Origin of the sequence: Vibrio aestuarianus, assembly GCF_012395185.1 — a bacterium.
In the GTDB taxonomy this organism is placed as follows: domain Bacteria; phylum Pseudomonadota; class Gammaproteobacteria; order Enterobacterales; family Vibrionaceae; genus Vibrio; species Vibrio aestuarianus.
Genome location: NZ_JAAZTU010000025.1, coordinates 51,725 through 69,985, shown reverse-complemented (window position 1 = coordinate 69,985; position 18,261 = coordinate 51,725). Strand labels below are relative to the sequence as shown.

Genomic DNA, 18,261 nt, shown 5'->3' with positions numbered 1-18,261 from the left:
CATACATTCTTATTACTTTAATGATGGGTTTTAAATTTTATTTATATTGGTTTTCCTTAGTATCCTAAACTTGTATTAAGGTAATAGCCTGTTATTGTTTCATCAAAAAGGTTAAATATCACTTTCATCCTTCGACGAAAGCTAGTTATACTAAGTGAGCATTTAAAAGACAACGTGACTCAGAGTTGCAAAAAGGTAACAATCATGGAATTGATGAATAATGACCTAATCTGCTTTGCGGCAATTTGTAAGCACCTTTCCTTGACGGAAGCTTCAAAGGAACTTGGTAAATCTAAAGCTCAAGTCAGCCGTCAACTAGCGACTTTAGAGAAACAGATCGGGGTTACGCTCGTTCACAGAACAACAAGAAAACTCGTTCTTACTGATCATGGTGAAAGTATCAAAGAACTTGCCATCGAAGCTTTAGAGAATCTAAAAGAATTGAATTACAGAGCAAAATCACTTAGTGACTGTATTAGTGGTAAATTTAAAATAACAATGCCCAACTCTGTAGCATCTTCTATTTTCGGTGATATTCTTAAAGGCCTTCAAGAACGCTATCCTGCCGTTAACTTTGAGATATCATCAAGTAACAATGTTGAGAGTTTATTAGAAAGCAATGTGGATATAGCGATTAGGCTTAATAACGTTGTTGATGATACGTTGATTGCACATGAAATCGGAAATTATAATGATATATTAATATCGAGAATCGATAACACTAAAAATAATACGCTACTTATCTATAAAAAACATTCGAGTAAAGAGTTAATAAAGAAGGATTACAGTGATGTCATTGAAGTTGACAATACGTCTATTCTAATGAATTTTGTTTCTAGAGGCGTAGGTGTGGGTGTTATTCCAAATTATCTCATGAAAGGTAGCTACATAAACAACATCCATGTTATCGAAACTTTCGATACGGAAAGATCGATCTATATTGCCTACCCTTACCAAAATCCACTCCCGAGAAAGCTGGCCGAAATATCAGCTTTTATTAGAGCAGAACTGGATAGTATTTTGAATAAACCATCCTTTTAGTTAGGCTGATCTTTCGGGAGAAAATATATCGTTAATTTCCATTAACAGAATGTGTATGAGTATTAACTTTGAGTGATAGTGGCAAAACCAAGTCAGTTGTTGTGTTGGCTGAATTGGTTCGTATTTTAGGCAGCTTAGCGCTCATCAATAATATTGACGAAGGGAAACGTTGAGCGCAGACTCCGCTCGTTTGTGAGTTCAGTTCGTGTTTGATTATTTTGGAGTTTGTCTTAATGTTCACCCTTCCTCCCGTCGTGATGACTATTGGGCTTTTGTTGATCAGCAACGTATTTATGACCTTTGCTTGGTACGCTCACTTAAAAGATCTCAGCCACAAACCGTGGATTATTGCAGCGTTGGTCAGTTGGGGAATTGCCCTGTTTGAATATCTCTTCCAAGTACCCGCTAACCGGATTGGCTATACGGTATTAAACCTTGGCCAATTGAAAATATTGCAAGAAGTGATCACCTTATCGGTATTTGTGCCTTTTGCATTGATCTACATGAAAGAGCCTTTCAGGCTTGATTTTGTGTGGGCAGGGCTCTGTTTGCTTGGCGCGGTGTTTTTTATTTTCAGACCGCAAATCCTCGAAGTACTTGCGAAAAGTATTGGCTGATTGCTGATGAGTATTTGGCAGGCGACCAATATTTAAGAGGCAAATGCCGGATAAATAAACTCGTAAAAAAAGCCGTTGTGTGGGCAACGGCTTTTTATGGGATTATTCGCTGAATTTCTTAAAAATAATCGAGGTGTTGATGCCACCAAAAGCAAAGTTATTGCTCATTAGGTATTGCACATCCAGCTCACGCCCGGTGCCTGTAATGTAATCAAGATCACCACATTGTGGGTCGATGTTATCTAGGTTAAGGGTAGGATTAAACCAACCGCTTTTCATCATTTCTAAACCTAACCAAGCTTCAACCGCGCCACATGCGCCCAATGTGTGACCAAAATAACTTTTCAACGAGCTGATCGGCACTTTACCCAACGCGTTTGCGGTGGCGTGACTTTCGGCTATGTCACCCCGGTCGGTCGCCGTGCCGTGGGCAGAAACATAGTCAATTTTATCTGCATTTAAATTGGCATCACGCAGCGCCATCTCCATGCAGAGTTGCATGGTGTCCATTTGTGGTTGAGTGACATGGGCGGCATCGCAGTTGCTGGCAAAACCGATGATTTCTGCGTGAATGGTGGCACCGCGCGCGATGGCGTGTTCATACTCTTCAAGCACTAAAGTTCCTGCGCCTTCACCAATTACTAAACCATCACGCTGAGTATCATACGGGCGTGGGGTGGTTTTGGGCTGGTCGTTTTTGAGGCTAGTGGCAAATAAGGTATCAAATACTGCCGATTCGGTAGGGCAGAGCTCTTCACCACCGCCTGCCACCATTACGGTTTGGTAGCCGTGCTTGATCGCTTCGTATGCGTAACCGATGGCTTGGCTACCAGACGTGCAGGCGCTACTGGTTGGAATGACGCGACCTTTGAGCCCGAAAAATAGACCTACGTTCACCGCAGCAGTGTGAGGCATCATCTGTACATAAGTGGTGGCGGTAATGGCTCGAGTGGTTTTTTCGTTGAGCATGACACCAAACGCACCGATGGCATCGGTGCTGCCTGTTGATGAACCATAAGCGATACCGGTTTGGCCGTTCGTCAGTACTTCATGACCAATTAAGCCTGCTTGCAGCAGCGCATTTTCGGTGGCAACGGTCGCCAGTTGTGACACGCGGCCCATACCTCGGACTTGTTTACGTTTGTAATGGCTAGGCAGTGTAAAGCCCATTATTGGCGCGGCGAGTTTAGTGTTTAAACCCTCATACTGCTCATAGGAGGGCATATATTGAGTGGCATTTTCACAAGCTCTGAGTTTTGGTTCAATACTGGCCCAGTCATTACCAAAAGCAGTCACGCCAGACATGCCTGTAACTACAACGCGACGGATCATACTAAGCCTCCATTAACTGAGATAACTTGGCGAGTAACATAAGCGGCAATATCAGACATTAAATAGCTCACAAGGCCTGCGACTTCTTCGGGTTCACCCATGCGGCGTAAAGGAACTTGTGGCAGAGCGTGCTCTTTGACGTGCTCATCCACCATGCCTGTATCGATTAAACCCGGAGCAACGCAGTTGACGGTGATTTTGCGCTTAGCCAGTTCAAGCGCGAGCGATTTGGTCGCGCCAATTACGCCAGCTTTGGCGGCGCTGTAATTGGTTTGACCACGGTTGCCCGTGATGCCCGACACCGACGCTAAAGTCACAATGCGCCCACCTTGGCGTTTTTGCACCATTGGCATCACACAAGGGTGGAGGACGTTATAAAAGCTGTCTAAATTGGTGTGAATTACACCATCCCATTCTTGCTCTGTCATGGCAGGAAACGCCGTGTCACGAGTAATGCCCGCGTTATTGACCACACCGTAATAAGCGCCATGCAGAGCAATATCGGCTTCTAATACTTCGCGACACTGAGATCGGTTGCTAATGTCAAATTGAATCAATCGGCCTGAACCACCGTTTTTCTCGATGGTCGCTAGTGTTTGCAGGGCACCTTGTTGGTCGCCCATGTAATGGACAGCAATGGCAAAACCATCTTTGGCGAGCGCAATCGCAATCGCTTTGCCAATACCTTTACTCGCACCAGTCACTAATACGTGTCGGGTCATGCTTGACTCCTTATTTTCATCTCTTCTAATTTTTGTTCTGATGGCACATACACATTTAATTGGCATTCAGCCAAAAGCTGGTGTTGGTGCTCTATTCTTGCGCTAAACACAGCCATACCATTGTCTTGCATTAGCTGTTCAGCATAAATATCGAGCGTTTGCCCTTTCAGGAATGCATCGCATAGCGCGCGATAACGGCGACTGCCGAGCAGAAAGCCAATCGGTGGTTGAATGCTTTGGATAAGTGAATGATACCCAGACCACGCGGCAATGGCTTGTGCCATAAACTCGATACCGACATAGGCCGGTATGCTTTGTGTCGTTGGGTCAAAAAACAGGTGGTGCGATTCAATATCCACTTGGCAGTGGATAGATTCACTCTGTACCTCAAGCGCGCGGTCGATCAAAATCATCGGCGCTTGATGAGGCAGCAGTTGATCAATTGCAGGAAGCTTTGTCATTAACGTAACCAAAAATGAGGCTAATATTGTTGCCACCAAAAGCAAAGGAGTTGCTCAAAATGGCCTTATTTTCTAAATATTGGGTGGTCTCCACCAGCGTAATATCGATGTCTGGCGCTTTGTTAGCACAGCGTTGAATGGGCAAAGGCAATTGGTATTGCAGTATATGCCAAGCAATGGCGGCTTCGGTTGCACTGGCCGCGCCGAGCGTATGTCCAGTGAGTGGTTTGGTTGAACTCACCGCAACGTGCTGGCCAAAAACGCGAAAAATCGCTTTACTTTCCATGCTGTCATTGAGCGGCGTTGCGGTGCCGTGAGCGTTGATATAACCGATATCACTGGCGGTTAATTTGGCATCTTGCAGCGCGTTACGCATTGCCTGTTCTGCACCGTTTCCATCTGGGTGGGGTGCAGAAATATGGTGAGCATCGGAGCTGTCGCCTGCACCCAATAGCGCAATGGCGTGAGTGTGTTGTTGAGACGGCGTTTTACCCAGCAGCATAAAAGCGGCAGATTCACCAATGTTGATGCCATCGCGCTGTGCATCAAACGGTTTACATAAATGTTGAGACAGCGCCTCTAAACCGTTAAAACCATTGAGTGTTAAGCGGCACAAAGTATCGGCACCACCGACAATCACCGCATCAACCAGCCCTGCATTAAGCATTCTTTTTGCGGTGATAAAGACGCGGCCACTGGACGAACAGGCGGTCGAAATGGCGTAGCAGGGGCCGCTTATTGCAAAATAGCGAGCGACAAAATCACTGCAATTGCCTAATTCCTGTTTGTAGTAGTGGTAGTCGCTTGGGAATTCGCCCCGCTCTAACTTGTGGGTGAGTGCGTTTTCGCCATCAGCAATGCCGGACGTGCTCGTGCCAACCAGCACTGCAATGCGATCTGCGCCATAGGTGGTAATCGCATGGCGGACGCTCGGTTCGATCTGTTGCAGTGCAGAAAGAGCAAGTTGGTTGTTACGCGTATTGAACGCACTTAGATGCGCTGGGATTTCTGGTAGTGGCTCACTCACTCGGCCTACAATGGTTGGGGTGCCAGTGTTGAGTGACGTGCGGTCAACCACCATGTTATCGCAATAGCCCTGAGCTAAACTTTGGTGAATGTGCGACGAGTCACTCCCCATCGCGCAGTGAAAACCGCAGTCTTGGACATAAATAGGAGAGCGAGAATCAATAGGAGAAGTCGTGGATGAGTTCATGATAGCTATCTACGGTTGTGTGGGCGGCAAAGGGTGCTGGGCACTGAGCGTTGTAATCGTAATGGTGTAATTCAATAATTGATTGTGGAAGCGAATATCTCCCTTCATCGCAAAGGGATGTTGATAATCAATAACAATCACTGTTTCACCCAGCTCATTGATGAGTGTTCGTCTATTATCATCATCAATGATTTGCCACTTTACCTTATTTAACGGGGCTTCCCAAGCATTTCGCGGCCAGAGCGTGATCATCAGGTTAAAGAGTATCTGTTCGGGCTTTGGCAAGGTATTTTCCAAGCCATTGAGTACACTGGTCTCAATAGTATCTTGCTGATAATTGAGCGATAAAATCCTTGTACCCCAAGATGAAAACCCTGCCAATACAATCTTGTCATCGGTGACCTGCAGTTGGACCGGAAGCTGTTGGTTATGTTGGCCACTATCATCTTGCCAACGGGCGCTGATCAACTGGCTTGCTGTGACTTGGTACCCAAGTTGCGCAGGTTTGGGCAGTGTAACGAATGTGTTGGGGCTAATTTCTACTTGCGTGGAAGCTTGGTTTGGCACTAAAGAGCAGCCAGACAACATCAGTAACAGCAAGGGCAGCGCACGGCGTATTCTCATCATCATGGTTTTTCCTCATGCGCTTTCATGGCGGCAGGTTGTGATTTGATCGCCATTGGTGAAAGTAACCAAGCAACGAAAATACCGCTAAGTACCGTCAAACCAAAACTGTGAATGGCGTGAGTTTGGCTAAGAGCAAGCAGACCAAACGAGAGCAAAGTAGTCAGTGCTGAAAGGGTTATGGCAAGCAAGGTACTGTGACTGCGGGCTTGTTCGGCAAAAAAGAGCGTGTAATCAATACCGATACCTATCACTAATACTAGCGCTAATAGATTGAATAAATTGAGCGTAGAGCCTGTCGCGACGGTGACGGCTAACCCAGCCATACAAGCAATAAGCGAAGGTAACATAATGCGAATGCTGTGTTTCACTCCGTAGCGCCAAGTAGTGAGAGCACTGATCAAGGTCAGTGCCAGCGCAATTAATTCCATCACTTTAAGGCGATACTGCCCAAACAGGGTTGAGATCTCTTCGGTTTTATTCAAATAGGCGTAGTCGCTGTTTTGCGCCGCAAACTGCTTAATTACCGTCGCTTGGTGAACCTCTTTCAGCAGCACTACCGCCGCCACTTTTTGCTCAACTTCACCTAAATAAAGAAAGCGCAGCGGTTGGGAAACATCATGGGCTAAATAATGCGCCAGTGTAATGGGCAAAAATGAAGCTTCCAGTTTAGGAATCGAAGATAGTTTCAGCGTGTGAGCCAGTGCTGCGCCTTGGTTCGCGTACAGTGCTTCAACCAGTGCGTAGTTTTCTTGTTGATGCTTAAGTGAGCTGATGTTTTGGCTTAAACTTTGATAGCCAGAAAGTACGCCTTGTTGTTGCCATTGTGACAATTGCGTATCTAATTTTTCTAATTGCTGCATTAATGTTTCATCATCGTCGGCACTGACGACCAGTATTTGCTGTGATGATTGAATACCAGTCAAGGCGCTAATTTGCAGCTCTTGCTGTTTTAATTCGCTCGGCATGGCTTGTAATTGTCGAATATCGTCGTTGTAGTGCACTTGTGTCAGGGCAAGGCTGCTGGTGATCAATAACGCCGAGGGTAGGCCCCATTTAACCCATGGCTTTTGCCAAAGCGAAAACCATAAAGACCAATAAGTGAGGCCGGGGAGAGTTCTCGATAAACTTGGCTTTTTAGCCAAAATCGGATACCAAGCCACGACTGTCGCGTAAGCGGCAACGAGCCCCAAGGCGGAAAATAGCGCTAACTGTTGTAAGCCGGGGAAAGGGGCGACCAGTAGACCGAGATAGCCAATTAAACTGGTGATTAACCCTAAGGTAATGGCGGTCAGAATATGTTTTAGCCCCTGCACGCTGTCCCATTGTTCATTCGCGGCAAGGCGATCGGTCAGGTAGTGAAAGGCGTAGTCGATTGAAACGCCAATCAAGCTGGCACCGAAGACTAAGCTAAACAGATGGATCTGACCAAAAAACGCGGTGGTGATCACCATGGCAACCACTAACCCAACGGATACCGAGAGCAGTGCCAACAGTAAAGGCATGGCACTGCGAAAAACCAGCATTACCAACAGCACAATGCCGAGTAATGAGAAAAGGCCAATGGTGCTGATTTCTGACTTGGCACTTTGAGTACCAAAATCGGCGTAAAATAAAACACCAGTGTGATAAATATCCGCCCCAAATTGTTGCTTGATGCGTTGTTGCCATTGAGCAATATCGGGCACCACTTGTTGCGCTTTGAAACTGTATGGTGAATCGTTGAGCTGAGCGGTGATCAGCACGTATTTTTGGCCTTGATACTCGCGGGTTAAGTATCCGTCTTGCAAACGAAAATGAGACGATAGCTGGCTAACTTGCGCTAAGTAGTCGCGAAATAGCAAAAAAGGGTCGTGACTTAGCTCTTTTCCTGTTACCCCAGAAAAAGGGTTATATAGGGCTTGCACTACTGTTTGCACTTGTTGTTCGGGATGTTGACTGAGCTGATTACGTTGCTCGCTGGTGAGCAGTTGTGCTCGATGTTGAAAGTAGTAACTAGCCCAAGCGCTCTGTTGAGTGGCATCGATTTTCCCAACCACATCCTTGAAATAGCCACTCTGCTTGAGATGGTTTTCTAGCGTTGTCACGGATTTGAGTCGGTCAGCCTCATTGGGCGCAGTGACAATAAATACTACCTTATCGCTCATACTAGCGGTGACTTTTTCAAACGCTTGCTCGGCGAGCACACTTTGCTGGTTGGCTGGCAGTAGCTTAAGGATATCCGTTTCGATTGGTGAGGCTGCCGAAAAGGCCCACTGCTTGAGCAGTAAGCCAAGACAGAGGATCACAAAAGTCAACCAGAACAATGCCAGCCGATTCGATTTAGAAGTTAAACTGCGTTTGCTCAGCATGGGTTAAACGCTCTGGCTGGTGGTTTTGGTTAGTAAACTGAATCTCGGTTTTGTCGCCTCGCACTTCTTGCAGGATTAAACCATCAATGTCATCTCGTCCCGTTAACGTTATTGAGGAAAACACAGAGTTCAGTGGCTCATTTCTCGGCGTTAAATTTAACTGCCACTGGCCATCTCCGGTGTGCAGCGTCATCGTAAATTGTTTATTTAATTGCTGCGTGTCACCATGAAATACCGACAAAAAGAGATGGCTGAAATAAAACGCCATTGGGTTCTCTTTTTCGGTAATCACTTGTGGTGGTTGGTTAGCAAAAGTTTGGCGAAGCTTGTCTTGTGTTAGCACCAAATTAACCGGAAATGGTGAGTTTTGTTGCCAAAGTAGACCATTTTGTTTATCAAGCAAGAATTTCCCAGCTGACGACAGTGGTTGTTCGAACATCTCAATATGGCGGAGTTGAGTAAACTCTCCGCGCACGATCTGGTGTTTCGCCAACTGCGCTTGCAGTGAGGCAAGGTCGGTCACCTGTGCCCAGAGTAGGGGCGAGAATAGAGCTAAAGTTAGCCATAGAAAACGGCGCATTATAATTTCCCGTAGGTATGCCAGTGCTGCACTTTGTCGGTAAATAGCGTTGGGGAAGCGAAACACATCTCTTGCGTGTCGATGCGAACCGCTACTTGAGTGGTGTGCGCTTTACACATTCGTTGCCCGGTCTGGCTATCAAAAATCATGTAGTTAACACGCAAGCGATTTTCCCATTCGGTCAAGGTCGCTTTGACACGAATCGTATGGTTGAACGGGATCGCTTTCACGTACTTCACGTGGGTATCAATCACTGGCCATAGGTAGCCCGATTGAGTCATCGCATGATAGCTGTAATCAATTTTTTCCATCAGCACGCGGCGTGCTTCTTCAAAAAAACGAAAATAATTGCCGTGGTAGATAACGCCCATTGGGTCGGCATCTTGAAACGAGGTGACTAAGGTCACCTCACTTTCTAATGGATGAAGTACATCGCTCATCGCGCTTCCTAGTAAAGTGCCCAGTGGCGTTGTTGAATGCGGTTAATAAAGTGGCGCAAATCATGTTCTAGTGGACGATCTTCCACTACAAAGTCAAACTCTTGCAACACAGCGGAACGCATTTGCTTGATATTGTGACTCATATGTTGCTCATCCAGCTCATTATGACGTTTGCGCAATTCTATTGCTTGGGTAGCCGCTAACAGTGAGGCGGCCGCCACTTGTTCTGTCAGTTCAAGCACACGTAGGCAATCACGTGCGGCGATGGTTCCCATGCTAACTTTATCTTGGTTGTGACACTCAGTCGAACGTGAAAAAACACTAGCAGGCATGGTATGTTTCAAGGCTTCGGCCGTCCACGCTGAAATGCCAATCTGCACGGCTTTAAAACCGTGGTTGATCGGTTTTCTTTCGCCTTCTGCACCAGTTAAGTTAAACGGCAAACCGTTGTTGAATTTGTAATCCATCAATTGCGCCATTTGGCGATCGAGCAAATCGGCTAGGTTCGCAACCTGCGTTTTTAAGGTATCCATTGCCATGGCAATATGGCCGCCGTAAAAATGGCCGCCGTGCAGTACGCGTTCATTATCGCCATCGATGATGGGGTTGTCGTTGGCACTGTTGAGTTCATTTTCAATCAGTTGACGTAACCATGGCAGTGCATCTTGCACGGTGCCAATCACATGGGGAGCGCAGCGTAATGAATAGCGATCTTGCAGGCGGTCACTGTTGCGAGGTGGGCGCTCTGCTTGTAAGTCATCACGTAGCCATGCTGCAATTTGTTGCTGACCAGGATGCGGCTTGACGGCAAATAGCGCGGCATCAAAATGGAAGTCGTTACCCTGAATGCCGACGGACACCATAGCGGTAATTTTGGTGCAGAGTTGAGTTAAATACTCGGCGCGTTTATAGGCTAAGCAGGCCAAAGCAGTCATGACTGATGTACCGTTCATCAGCGCCAATCCCTCTTTTGGTTTTAGCTTAATCGGGCGAATACCCAGTTCGTCAAACACATCTTGAGTCGGGCGCATCTCACCTTTATAAAGCACGTCGCGCTCACCAATCAGTGTGGCCGCGAGGTAGGAGAGTGGCGTTAAATCGCCGCTTGCCCCGACCGAACCTTCTTGTGGAATACGAGGGGCGATATCGTGGTTGATCAAGGTGACGATTTGGTTAAGCAGTTCATGGCTCACACCAGAGACACCTTGCGCTAGTGAACACAAGCGTGTTGCTAATACTGCGCGTGATTGCTGGTGGCTTAATACCTCGCCTAAGCCACAGCCGTGAAAGCGAGTCAAATGCAGTGGTAATTGATCCACTAGATTCGGCGGAATGGCAACGGTGCATGAATCACCATAGCCGGTGGTTACGCCGTAAATCACGCCTTCTTCTTTTAAAAGTCGTTCTAAAAAAGCGACGCCGCGATCAATTTTAGCGGTGAATTCCGCTGAAGAATTGAGGTTGGCCTGCGCGCCTTGCGAAATCGCGACAACATCTTCAATGGTGAGGTGATCGACGCCAAAAGTTATGCGGTTATCTGTCTGAATCGTCATGCTGTTGTTTACTTAGAGTCCAAAAGTTGAAAAAGTTATACCACTGCAGTGGAGCTTGCAGTGTGTAATGTTCCAGCCGATCAGCGTAGCGTTGTACTACCTGCGCTAACGCCGCTTGTCGTTCTTTCCTCGGTAGATCTATGCTGTCGCTAAAGTGCTCGAAATAGACGTTAAAATGAGGTTTTTGTGCCGTATCATCTCTTAAACCAAACAGAAGGTATACTGGGGCTTTTAAAATAGATGCTAGCATAAATGGCCCTTGTGGAAATGGGGCTGGTTTACTTAAGAAATCTGCCCAAACGGCTCGGGTTTCTTTACTGGTTGACGTTCGATCACCGACGATAACGACCCATTCACCTTGTTCAATTTTCTGTTGTAATAAAATGGCAGTGCTAGGCCCAAGGCTACTTACTTGAATGAGATTGAGCTCTGAATTTGGGTTGATGGCTTTCATTACGGTGTTAAAACGTTCTGCATGTTCAGTAAAGACTAATGCATTGATTTTAATCGATGTATGCCGACGTCCCAAGGCTCGGCACAGTTCAATATTGCCAAGATGAGACCCCAACAGTAGCACGCCTTGTTTGCGCTCGACGAGTTGTTGAAAAAGGTCTTGTCCGTGAATGGTTAAATTATCAACCGTAAAATCACCTTTCCAAGCCGCAAGCTTATCAAGCATGGTGTGACCAAAAGAGAGCAAATGATTGTAGCTAGATAAATGCGTTGGCAACGCAAGCGAGTGTTGGCTGGCGTGCTCTCTTAGTTGTTGTAGATAATGCTCCGAAGCTTGTTTTACTTGTTTACCCGTTAAGTGGTAGTAACCAATGACAACTCTCAAAATGAGGTTAAAAACAGAGCGCCCCAGTAAGCTATAAATAAACAACAGAGTTTTAATACCCAGTACCGTACCGCGTTCTTGCTGCTTCGACCAGTGGACATTAGCTTGCGTACGGTTGAAATTGCGTTTTACTAACCGAGGAATGCGCGGAAGCATGCCAAAAAACAACTTGGTGTGCATCCAACTGATGTTGATGTTATCCCATAAGGCATCAAAGTGTGAAATACCATCTTCAGGATAGATCACGCGAGTTTCGATAAAGTCGATGTCGACACCTTGCCAATACATGCGCACCAAAATCTCGATATCAAAATCCATCCGCTTGCCAATTCGATAGCTATCGATTACTTCAATTGATTTTTCAACTGGATACGCACGAAAGCCGCACATACTGTCTTTAATCGATAGTGACAGTGTTTCAATCCATACCCAGATATGGGTAGCGTATCGGCCGTAAAGGCGAGCCTTAGGAACACTTTCGTCGTAAATTGGCTGACCCGAAATCAAATGCGTAGGCTGTGCTTGTGATGCGGCCAGCAGTTTAGGGAGTGCTTGTACATCATGTTGGCCATCAGCATCAATTTGGATGACATGGCTAAAACCGAGTTGATGGGCATAACGAATACCAGCCATTACCGCTCCACCTTTGCCTTGGTTTTCCGTCAGGGTGAGCAGGTGGAGGTTGTCGCGTGAAGTGAGTGCATTTAATGCATGTTTTGTCTCTAGATTGCTACCATCATCGACCAATAACACAGGAAGTGTGAAAGACTCGAGTGATGAAACGACATTTGCGACAGTACTGCCGTGGTTATAGCATGGGATCAAAAAGCAGGCTCGATAGTCAGACACTAGGTTCACCAAGTTTCATTTTGCCTGAAGAGTGAGTGACTGTGTTGTCACCTCGTTGAGAGTTATAGCTGAACGAGAGTTTATTTTTCTCAGCATCCCATACCAGTGTCAGTTGTATGGTTGCATTGGGCAGAATTGGCTCTTGAAATTTAACCACTTCCATACCTTTAAATGCGGATGATACTAGTAAATATTCTTGTGCGTAGTGTAAAGCCCAATCAATCTGAGTCACTCCTGGTAGCAGAGGAAAATGAGGGAAATGCCCAGTAAAATCCAAAATATCGGAGTCAACCTTGAATGTTAAGACCACGCTATCGGATTGGGTCTCTGTAGCTAATAATGTCGGTTTTCGTTTGACCATAGTGTTGGGCTTAATCATCATGATGGTTGAAATAGTGTGACGAGTTCTGTCATTAGGCGTTTGCCTTGACTGTTGAGTGGGATCTCTTTTACCACTCTAAAGCGGCGAGGCAAAGCGATTGGTTCAAGCCATTGACGTAATTCAGAACGTAATAATAACCAGAGTTTTCCTTTTCCGAGCTCAGCTAGTTTGGCCTCTCCCTCAGGTGATAACACAAGTGCAGCGACTAGGATTAAGCGCTCGCCATCTTGTAGTGGAAGAACGGCGCTTTCAACTATCCAAGCTAATTGCTCAAGTCGTTTTTCGACTTCGACAAGAGATACCCGCTTTTCTTCGATTTTTATGATGCGATCGGTACGCCCCTTAAGAATAAAGTGTCGTGTGTCCGTGAATTCACATTCATCAGCCGTTTGGTACCAACCGTTAGGATCAATATGAGCTGAACGCAAAGCTAAGCAGTTTTCATGATTGAGCTGTGCATCAATAGACGGAAATAATTGCCAAGGTTGCATTTCATTGTGCTGCTGTCTGTAGGCTATCCCGCCAGTTTCTGTACTGCCATAGACTTCTATCGGGCGTTGATGAAATAGGGTGTCCGCATGACAGGATGCGCTATAGCTGAGTGGCCCCCCAGAAGAAAAAACAGCGCACATTGGCTTGGCATGTTCTTCTTGAGTTAGTCGTTTCAATAATGCTGGACTACTAATCAAGGTCGTATTTGGTTGCGCGTGAGCGATCACTTGTTCCGGGAATTCTAAGTTGTAAATTGCGAATGCTCGACCAGAGCATAGGGGCCATAATAGGCGAAATAGTAAGCCGTAGATGTGTTGATGCGAAACGGTACTTTCTATCTTTGAATCTTGCAGCACAGCCCCCCAGAGCTTTTCTAAAATAGCAATTTCAACGTCAAGTTGATGCAGTGTTTTAATGATAGCTTTCGGTATGCCACTGCTTCCAGACGTAAACAGCGTGACGCTATGTTGAGTTAGATCGAGTGTTGGGAATTCAATCAATGAGCTGGGATGTTGTGAATGTTCTAGAAGCAAACTGTCGGTTAAATGGGTGTGATGAATAGTTTCATCACACAGCAGAAGTTCGAAATAAGGGCTGAGTTCGGCTAAAGCCGCTGGTTGATAGTTTCCCGGTAAAACCAAATATTTATTGGCATGACACACCGCAAAAAATCCAACAGCAAAGAGATAACTATTATTAGAGCATAATGCAATATGGTGAGCGTTATGCTGACGCAGTCGATCTCGTAGTTGAGCTATGTCAAACAGAAATTGTGACCAACGGATGTGCTTTCCCCGATCAAAAGCAACGACATGATCACGGTCTTTGGGCGATGACAATAAAGTGGAAAGTGAATAAAAATCGTTGTTGTCGATATTCATAGTTTGCCTAGCTTTGACGAATTTTTTGTCTTACAAGCCATTCCCCAGCAAAGATAGCACCTGCAAGGAGGTAGCTGATGAGGCCGTTGTATAAGGTCCAGATTTCGATAGATTGAAAACAAGTAAATAGGGCAATAACGCCATTGAATATAAAATAAACACACCACACTTTGGTTACTGTGCGCGTGTAGGCAATGCCACTTTGCGGGAGGTCTGGTTCTTGTAAGCGAGCGAGTCGTTCAATGATGGTCTGCTTTTGTTTAAGGCTTAACGCAAAAACACTCAGCATGCATACATTGACGACAACGGGATAAAATAGTAACCAACCATGCTGTTTAAAGACTATGCCTAAAAGGGCTAAAGTCAGGCCAATCAGCCCACTTATCCACGCTAATTGCTTCAATTCCTGAATTTTGGCCTGCTGCCCTGCTACTATTCTTAAGCCGAAAATACAGGCTAGTAGAATTCCAACAGTCTGTAGACCAAATTCATTGATCCCTAAATAGACCGCGAAAGGATAGGCAAGCAGGACAATTGCAGACAAAACTGTCAGCAATTGGCGCATTAGTTTTCCTTCACGAGTTCAATTACCGCTTCTACAACGTCATTAACAGTGCGAACGGCTTTAAACTCTTCAGGTTTAATTTTCTTTCCTGTTACTTTTTGTAGATGGACGACAAGATCGACAGCATCGATACTGTCGAGATCTAAATCTTGATACAGATGTGCGTCAGGTTGAATTTCAGATTCATCAATTTCAAATAATTCAACGAGAGCTTCTTTAACCTGATCAAATACTTGTTGGTTTACTTCTGTCATAACGCTATCTGTTTATTTGTGGTTAGTTTGAGATGAAATATAACGTGCTAAATTTGCCACTGATGCAAAGTGTTGGCGAGTATGGGAATCATCAGCGTCAATAACGATATTGTACTTCTTTTTAATCGCCAAACCGAGCTCTAAAGCGTCAATAGAATCTAAGCCTAAGCCATCACCAAATAATGGTGCATCGGAGTCAATCTCTTCAACAGTGATATCTTCGAGGTTAAGAGCTTCAATGATCAGTTGTTTGATTTCTTTATGTAGTGTTTCCACGTAAACCTGCTTGTTTGTATGCAAATAGTTGCTAAAAATATTATCGTTTTTTAGTGAATACTAATGTTGTTTTGATGGGAAAAGCTTATCTGCAAGATGGCGGTTTAAATGCCTAGCTGCAGTGGTTGCATTCACAGCTTGATCGATAAAGGGCTGCGTCTCGATTTTACCTTTAATTTCCACATGGAAAAAGGGTTTAGTTTTGGGTACCTGATACCATTTGCTTTCTTTAGTAAGAAAGTGAGGAGAAACAGTAATATGGATGACTCGCAAATCACGTTGGGTTCTTATCGCAATTTGTGCTGCGCCACGTTGTAGTTTTGACTTAATCCCCGGGGTGGTGCGAGTCCCTTCAGGGAAAATTAACAGTACATTGCCTTGATCAAAGCGCTTTTCACACAAATTCAATAAATCATCTGGAGTTTCATTAGGTATGTAGCCCGCCGCTTTAACAATATGTTTCATAAATGGGTTCGCCCAAATTGCAGATTTGACTAAGCAATCGCATTGTTTTAACTGCGAAGCAATTAAAACATAGTCAATTAAGCTTGGGTGATTAGCGACAATAAGACAGTTTTTATCTTGTTTTAAAATATCTGCACCATCAATTTTATAATCAATTGCTCCGGTGAGTTTCATTAATTTGCAAAATAAATTGAATGTGAATTGGATGTTTTTTTGTACTCGATATTCACGCTTGATGCTTTGGCGAGAAAACAATGAAATAAGCGGGATGGCAATAAAACTGAGAAACAGGCCACCAAGGCCGAATATAGCGAAACAAAAACCAGTGGCGAAAACTCGCCAATATTGATTGATCTTTAACATGTACGTTGCCATTGCCAAGCATGCGTTGAGCCTTCAATTATCCAGCTAGATTGATTGGATAAATAGTGCTTAAGAAAAGTTAACGCTTGAGGCATTGTGAGTTTTTCGTTAGTTGAAGGGCAAGATGATATCGTTAAATTTGAACCTTGAGAAATAACGAGACCTAAGGCGTAACCCTGGTAATGATGAGTTTCAAATTGTTGATATTCATCTGGCAAAGGTTCGTCGAAATCAACTAACAGTACTTTGTTGTTTGGATGTTCTGCGAGATACAGCCAAGCTTCTAGCAGAGCACTTTGGAAGGTATTTTGTGAAGCGGCGATAGAGGTTAATGGTATTGGTTGTTTAGTCGCTATGGTCGCTAACCCTGCAGATGTATTATGAACCGATTGTGAAAATGCCATTGGTGATGCTTCTTCACCTTGCAATATAGCCTTGACGATATCGACACTGCGGTGTAATTCGCCATGGCGGCAAGAAAAAACCATGTAGTCAATTTTTTGATCTTCAATTATTTCCAGTGCGGTTTGAACGGCGATCTTACTTAAAGTACTCATACGACGACGCATCATCGCAGGAATATTGGCAACATTTAATGTCGCATCTTCTGGCCATATTTGAGTACTTGCCCATTCTTGCCAATCTTGATAGTTACTTAGGCCAGCCGAATTTGCTTTCCAAGTATCAATATTTAGTGTGATTAATTGCTGTTGATTTGACATAAGATATTGAATTGTTTTCGCTAGGGTTAAATACTATGGCACATGATGAATCCTTACAACTATAACTGTTTGTATCATTGACTTAAATAATGTTTTTAATGAATTGAGCGGAAGTTGGATTAAGTGTTGGGATATTGTTCGAAAATTTTAAATTAGGTTTTTACGTGTTAAATCAAAAAATAGATCCTTACAACGCTTTAGAAGCGAAAACGGAAGCACAAAAGCTTTCTTTTGCTCCCATTGTTTTTCATACAGCTCGCACACTGCGTGATCTCGGTATTTTAGCGGTTTTAGATGAGGCAGGAGCGGAAGGATTAGATGCAGAAAAAATAGCGCTGTGTACTGGTGTGTCTGAATACGGTGTGAAAGTGCTACTAGATATGGCCATTAGCGCTCATATCGTTTTATGGGATAAGCCTAATTATTCACTCGCTAACCTTGGTATCTTTTTGCTTCATGATGGGATGACGCAAGCGAATATGGATTTTACTGCTGACGTTTGCTACGCGGCGATGATGCATCTAACGGAATCCATTACTGAGGGCAAACCTGCGGGTTTAAAAGAGTTGGGGGATTGGGAAACTATTTACCAAGGTTTATCGCGATTACCACAGAAAGCCAAAGAGAGCTGGTTTAAGTTTGACCATTTTTATTCTGATCGCTCATTTCCCGTATTGTTAGCCGAGGTTTTTGCTAACAAACCTAAGCGCTTGGTGGATATTGGTGGCAATACGGGTAAATGGGCGTTGCAATGCTGTGGCTATGATGCTGATGTAGAAGTGACCATTGTTGATTTACCTCAGCAACTTGAGATGGCAATGCGCAATGCAGACCAACAAGGTTTTGCGGATCGCATTCATCCGTTTCCAGCCAATATGCTTGATAAATCACAACCACTTCCTGAAAAGGCAGATGTGTGGTGGATGAGTCAATTTTTAGATTGTTTCTCACCGATGGAAATATTGAGCATTTTAAAGCGAGTACGCGCTAACCTTACACCTGACTCCACAGTGTATATTCTTGAACTGTTTTGGGACGCACAGAAATATGATGCTGCGTCTTTTAGTCTCAATGCTACCTCTCTTTATTTCACTTGCTTAGCTAACGGGAACAGTCGTTTTTACCGTAGTGAGGATTTCTTAGAAATTGTGGCTGAAGCGGGGCTGGGAATTGTAAAAAGAACGGATAACATTGGTCTTGGCCATACTTTATTACAACTAAAAGCCCAAGATTAACTCCA

The 18,261-nt window shown here is 44.7% G+C and carries 20 protein-coding genes; 3 read left to right on the top strand and 17 right to left on the bottom strand.

The window, feature by feature from the left end; genetic code table 11:
* Positions 1–204 precede the first annotated feature (204 nt).
* Both HGG78_RS12850 and HGG78_RS12845 read left to right on the top strand, forming a co-directional pair.
* Complete coding sequence (locus tag HGG78_RS12850; RefSeq protein ID WP_172533109.1) at positions 205–1,041, top strand: LysR family transcriptional regulator; 837 nt, start codon at positions 205–207, stop codon at positions 1,039–1,041.
* Between the two features lie 233 nt (positions 1,042–1,274).
* Complete coding sequence (locus HGG78_RS12845; protein WP_017045134.1) at positions 1,275–1,658, top strand: DMT family protein; 384 nt, start codon at positions 1,275–1,277, stop codon at positions 1,656–1,658.
* Positions 1,659–1,760: 102 nt separating this feature from the next.
* Here the strand turns inward: HGG78_RS12845 and HGG78_RS12840 are convergent, their stop codons facing one another.
* From HGG78_RS12840 to HGG78_RS12760, 17 genes are read right to left on the bottom strand one after another with little or no spacing between them, the layout of a single operon-like run.
* Positions 1,761–2,990, bottom strand: coding sequence for a beta-ketoacyl-ACP synthase (locus HGG78_RS12840; RefSeq protein ID WP_172533108.1), 1,230 nt, complete (start codon positions 2,988–2,990; stop codon positions 1,761–1,763).
* Positions 2,987–3,712, bottom strand: a complete 726-nt coding sequence (locus HGG78_RS12835; protein WP_172533107.1) for a 3-ketoacyl-ACP reductase FabG2 — start codon at positions 3,710–3,712, stop codon at positions 2,987–2,989. The genes HGG78_RS12840 and HGG78_RS12835 overlap by 4 nt, the downstream gene beginning before the upstream one ends.
* Entirely contained in the window at positions 3,709–4,173 is a 465-nt protein-coding gene (locus tag HGG78_RS12830) for a hotdog family protein (RefSeq protein WP_172533106.1), read from the bottom strand. The genes HGG78_RS12835 and HGG78_RS12830 overlap by 4 nt, the downstream gene beginning before the upstream one ends.
* Positions 4,151–5,386 (bottom strand): beta-ketoacyl-[acyl-carrier-protein] synthase family protein, encoded by a 1,236-nt coding sequence (locus HGG78_RS12825; protein ID WP_172533105.1) that lies wholly within the window; start codon positions 5,384–5,386, stop codon positions 4,151–4,153. The genes HGG78_RS12830 and HGG78_RS12825 overlap by 23 nt, the downstream gene beginning before the upstream one ends.
* A gap of 9 nt (positions 5,387–5,395) precedes the next feature.
* A complete protein-coding gene (locus HGG78_RS12820) occupies positions 5,396–6,016 on the bottom strand; it encodes a DUF3261 domain-containing protein (protein ID WP_172533104.1) in 621 nt (206 codons plus the stop codon).
* Entirely contained in the window at positions 6,013–8,361 is a 2,349-nt protein-coding gene (locus tag HGG78_RS12815) for an MMPL family transporter (protein ID WP_172533103.1), read from the bottom strand. Before HGG78_RS12815 ends, HGG78_RS12820 begins: the two co-directional genes overlap by 4 nt.
* Positions 8,333–8,944 carry a LolA family protein gene (locus tag HGG78_RS12810; RefSeq protein WP_168523970.1) on the bottom strand — a complete coding sequence of 204 codons (612 nt, stop codon included), beginning with the start codon at positions 8,942–8,944 and terminating at the stop codon, positions 8,333–8,335. Before HGG78_RS12810 ends, HGG78_RS12815 begins: the two co-directional genes overlap by 29 nt.
* Positions 8,941–9,381: an acyl-CoA thioesterase gene (locus HGG78_RS12805; RefSeq protein ID WP_053309261.1), complete on the bottom strand. Its 441-nt coding sequence runs from the start codon at positions 9,379–9,381 to the stop codon at positions 8,941–8,943. The genes HGG78_RS12810 and HGG78_RS12805 overlap by 4 nt, the downstream gene beginning before the upstream one ends.
* A gap of 8 nt (positions 9,382–9,389) precedes the next feature.
* Positions 9,390–10,934 carry an HAL/PAL/TAL family ammonia-lyase gene (locus HGG78_RS12800; RefSeq protein WP_172533102.1) on the bottom strand — a complete coding sequence of 515 codons (1,545 nt, stop codon included), beginning with the start codon at positions 10,932–10,934 and terminating at the stop codon, positions 9,390–9,392.
* Positions 10,915–12,621, bottom strand: a complete 1,707-nt coding sequence (locus HGG78_RS12795; protein WP_172533101.1) for an LpxL/LpxP family acyltransferase — start codon at positions 12,619–12,621, stop codon at positions 10,915–10,917. The genes HGG78_RS12800 and HGG78_RS12795 overlap by 20 nt, the downstream gene beginning before the upstream one ends.
* A complete protein-coding gene (locus tag HGG78_RS12790) occupies positions 12,614–12,982 on the bottom strand; it encodes an ApeI family dehydratase (protein ID WP_172533100.1) in 369 nt (122 codons plus the stop codon). The genes HGG78_RS12795 and HGG78_RS12790 overlap by 8 nt, the downstream gene beginning before the upstream one ends.
* 17 nt (positions 12,983–12,999) lie before the next feature.
* On the bottom strand, positions 13,000–14,376 hold the full coding sequence (locus HGG78_RS12785) for an AMP-binding protein (RefSeq protein ID WP_172533099.1): 1,377 nt from the start codon (positions 14,374–14,376) through the stop codon (positions 13,000–13,002).
* Between the two features lie 7 nt (positions 14,377–14,383).
* Entirely contained in the window at positions 14,384–14,941 is a 558-nt protein-coding gene (locus HGG78_RS12780) for a COG4648 family protein (protein ID WP_172533098.1), read from the bottom strand.
* Positions 14,941–15,195 carry an acyl carrier protein gene (locus tag HGG78_RS12775; protein WP_053309266.1) on the bottom strand — a complete coding sequence of 85 codons (255 nt, stop codon included), beginning with the start codon at positions 15,193–15,195 and terminating at the stop codon, positions 14,941–14,943. Before HGG78_RS12775 ends, HGG78_RS12780 begins: the two co-directional genes overlap by 1 nt.
* Before the next feature lie 12 nt (positions 15,196–15,207).
* Complete coding sequence (locus HGG78_RS12770; RefSeq protein ID WP_053309267.1) at positions 15,208–15,471, bottom strand: phosphopantetheine-binding protein; 264 nt, start codon at positions 15,469–15,471, stop codon at positions 15,208–15,210.
* 60 nt (positions 15,472–15,531) lie between these two features.
* Entirely contained in the window at positions 15,532–16,299 is a 768-nt protein-coding gene (locus tag HGG78_RS12765; protein WP_053309268.1) for a lysophospholipid acyltransferase family protein, read from the bottom strand.
* Positions 16,293–17,021, bottom strand: coding sequence for a beta-ketoacyl synthase chain length factor (locus tag HGG78_RS12760; protein ID WP_172533097.1), 729 nt, complete (start codon positions 17,019–17,021; stop codon positions 16,293–16,295). The genes HGG78_RS12765 and HGG78_RS12760 overlap by 7 nt, the downstream gene beginning before the upstream one ends.
* Before the next feature lie 164 nt (positions 17,022–17,185).
* Here HGG78_RS12760 and HGG78_RS12755 point away from each other — a divergent pair, with 164 nt between their 5' ends.
* Positions 17,186–18,256 carry a methyltransferase gene (locus tag HGG78_RS12755; protein ID WP_168521686.1) on the top strand — a complete coding sequence of 357 codons (1,071 nt, stop codon included), beginning with the start codon at positions 17,186–17,188 and terminating at the stop codon, positions 18,254–18,256.
* Positions 18,257–18,261: the final 5 nt, after the last annotated feature.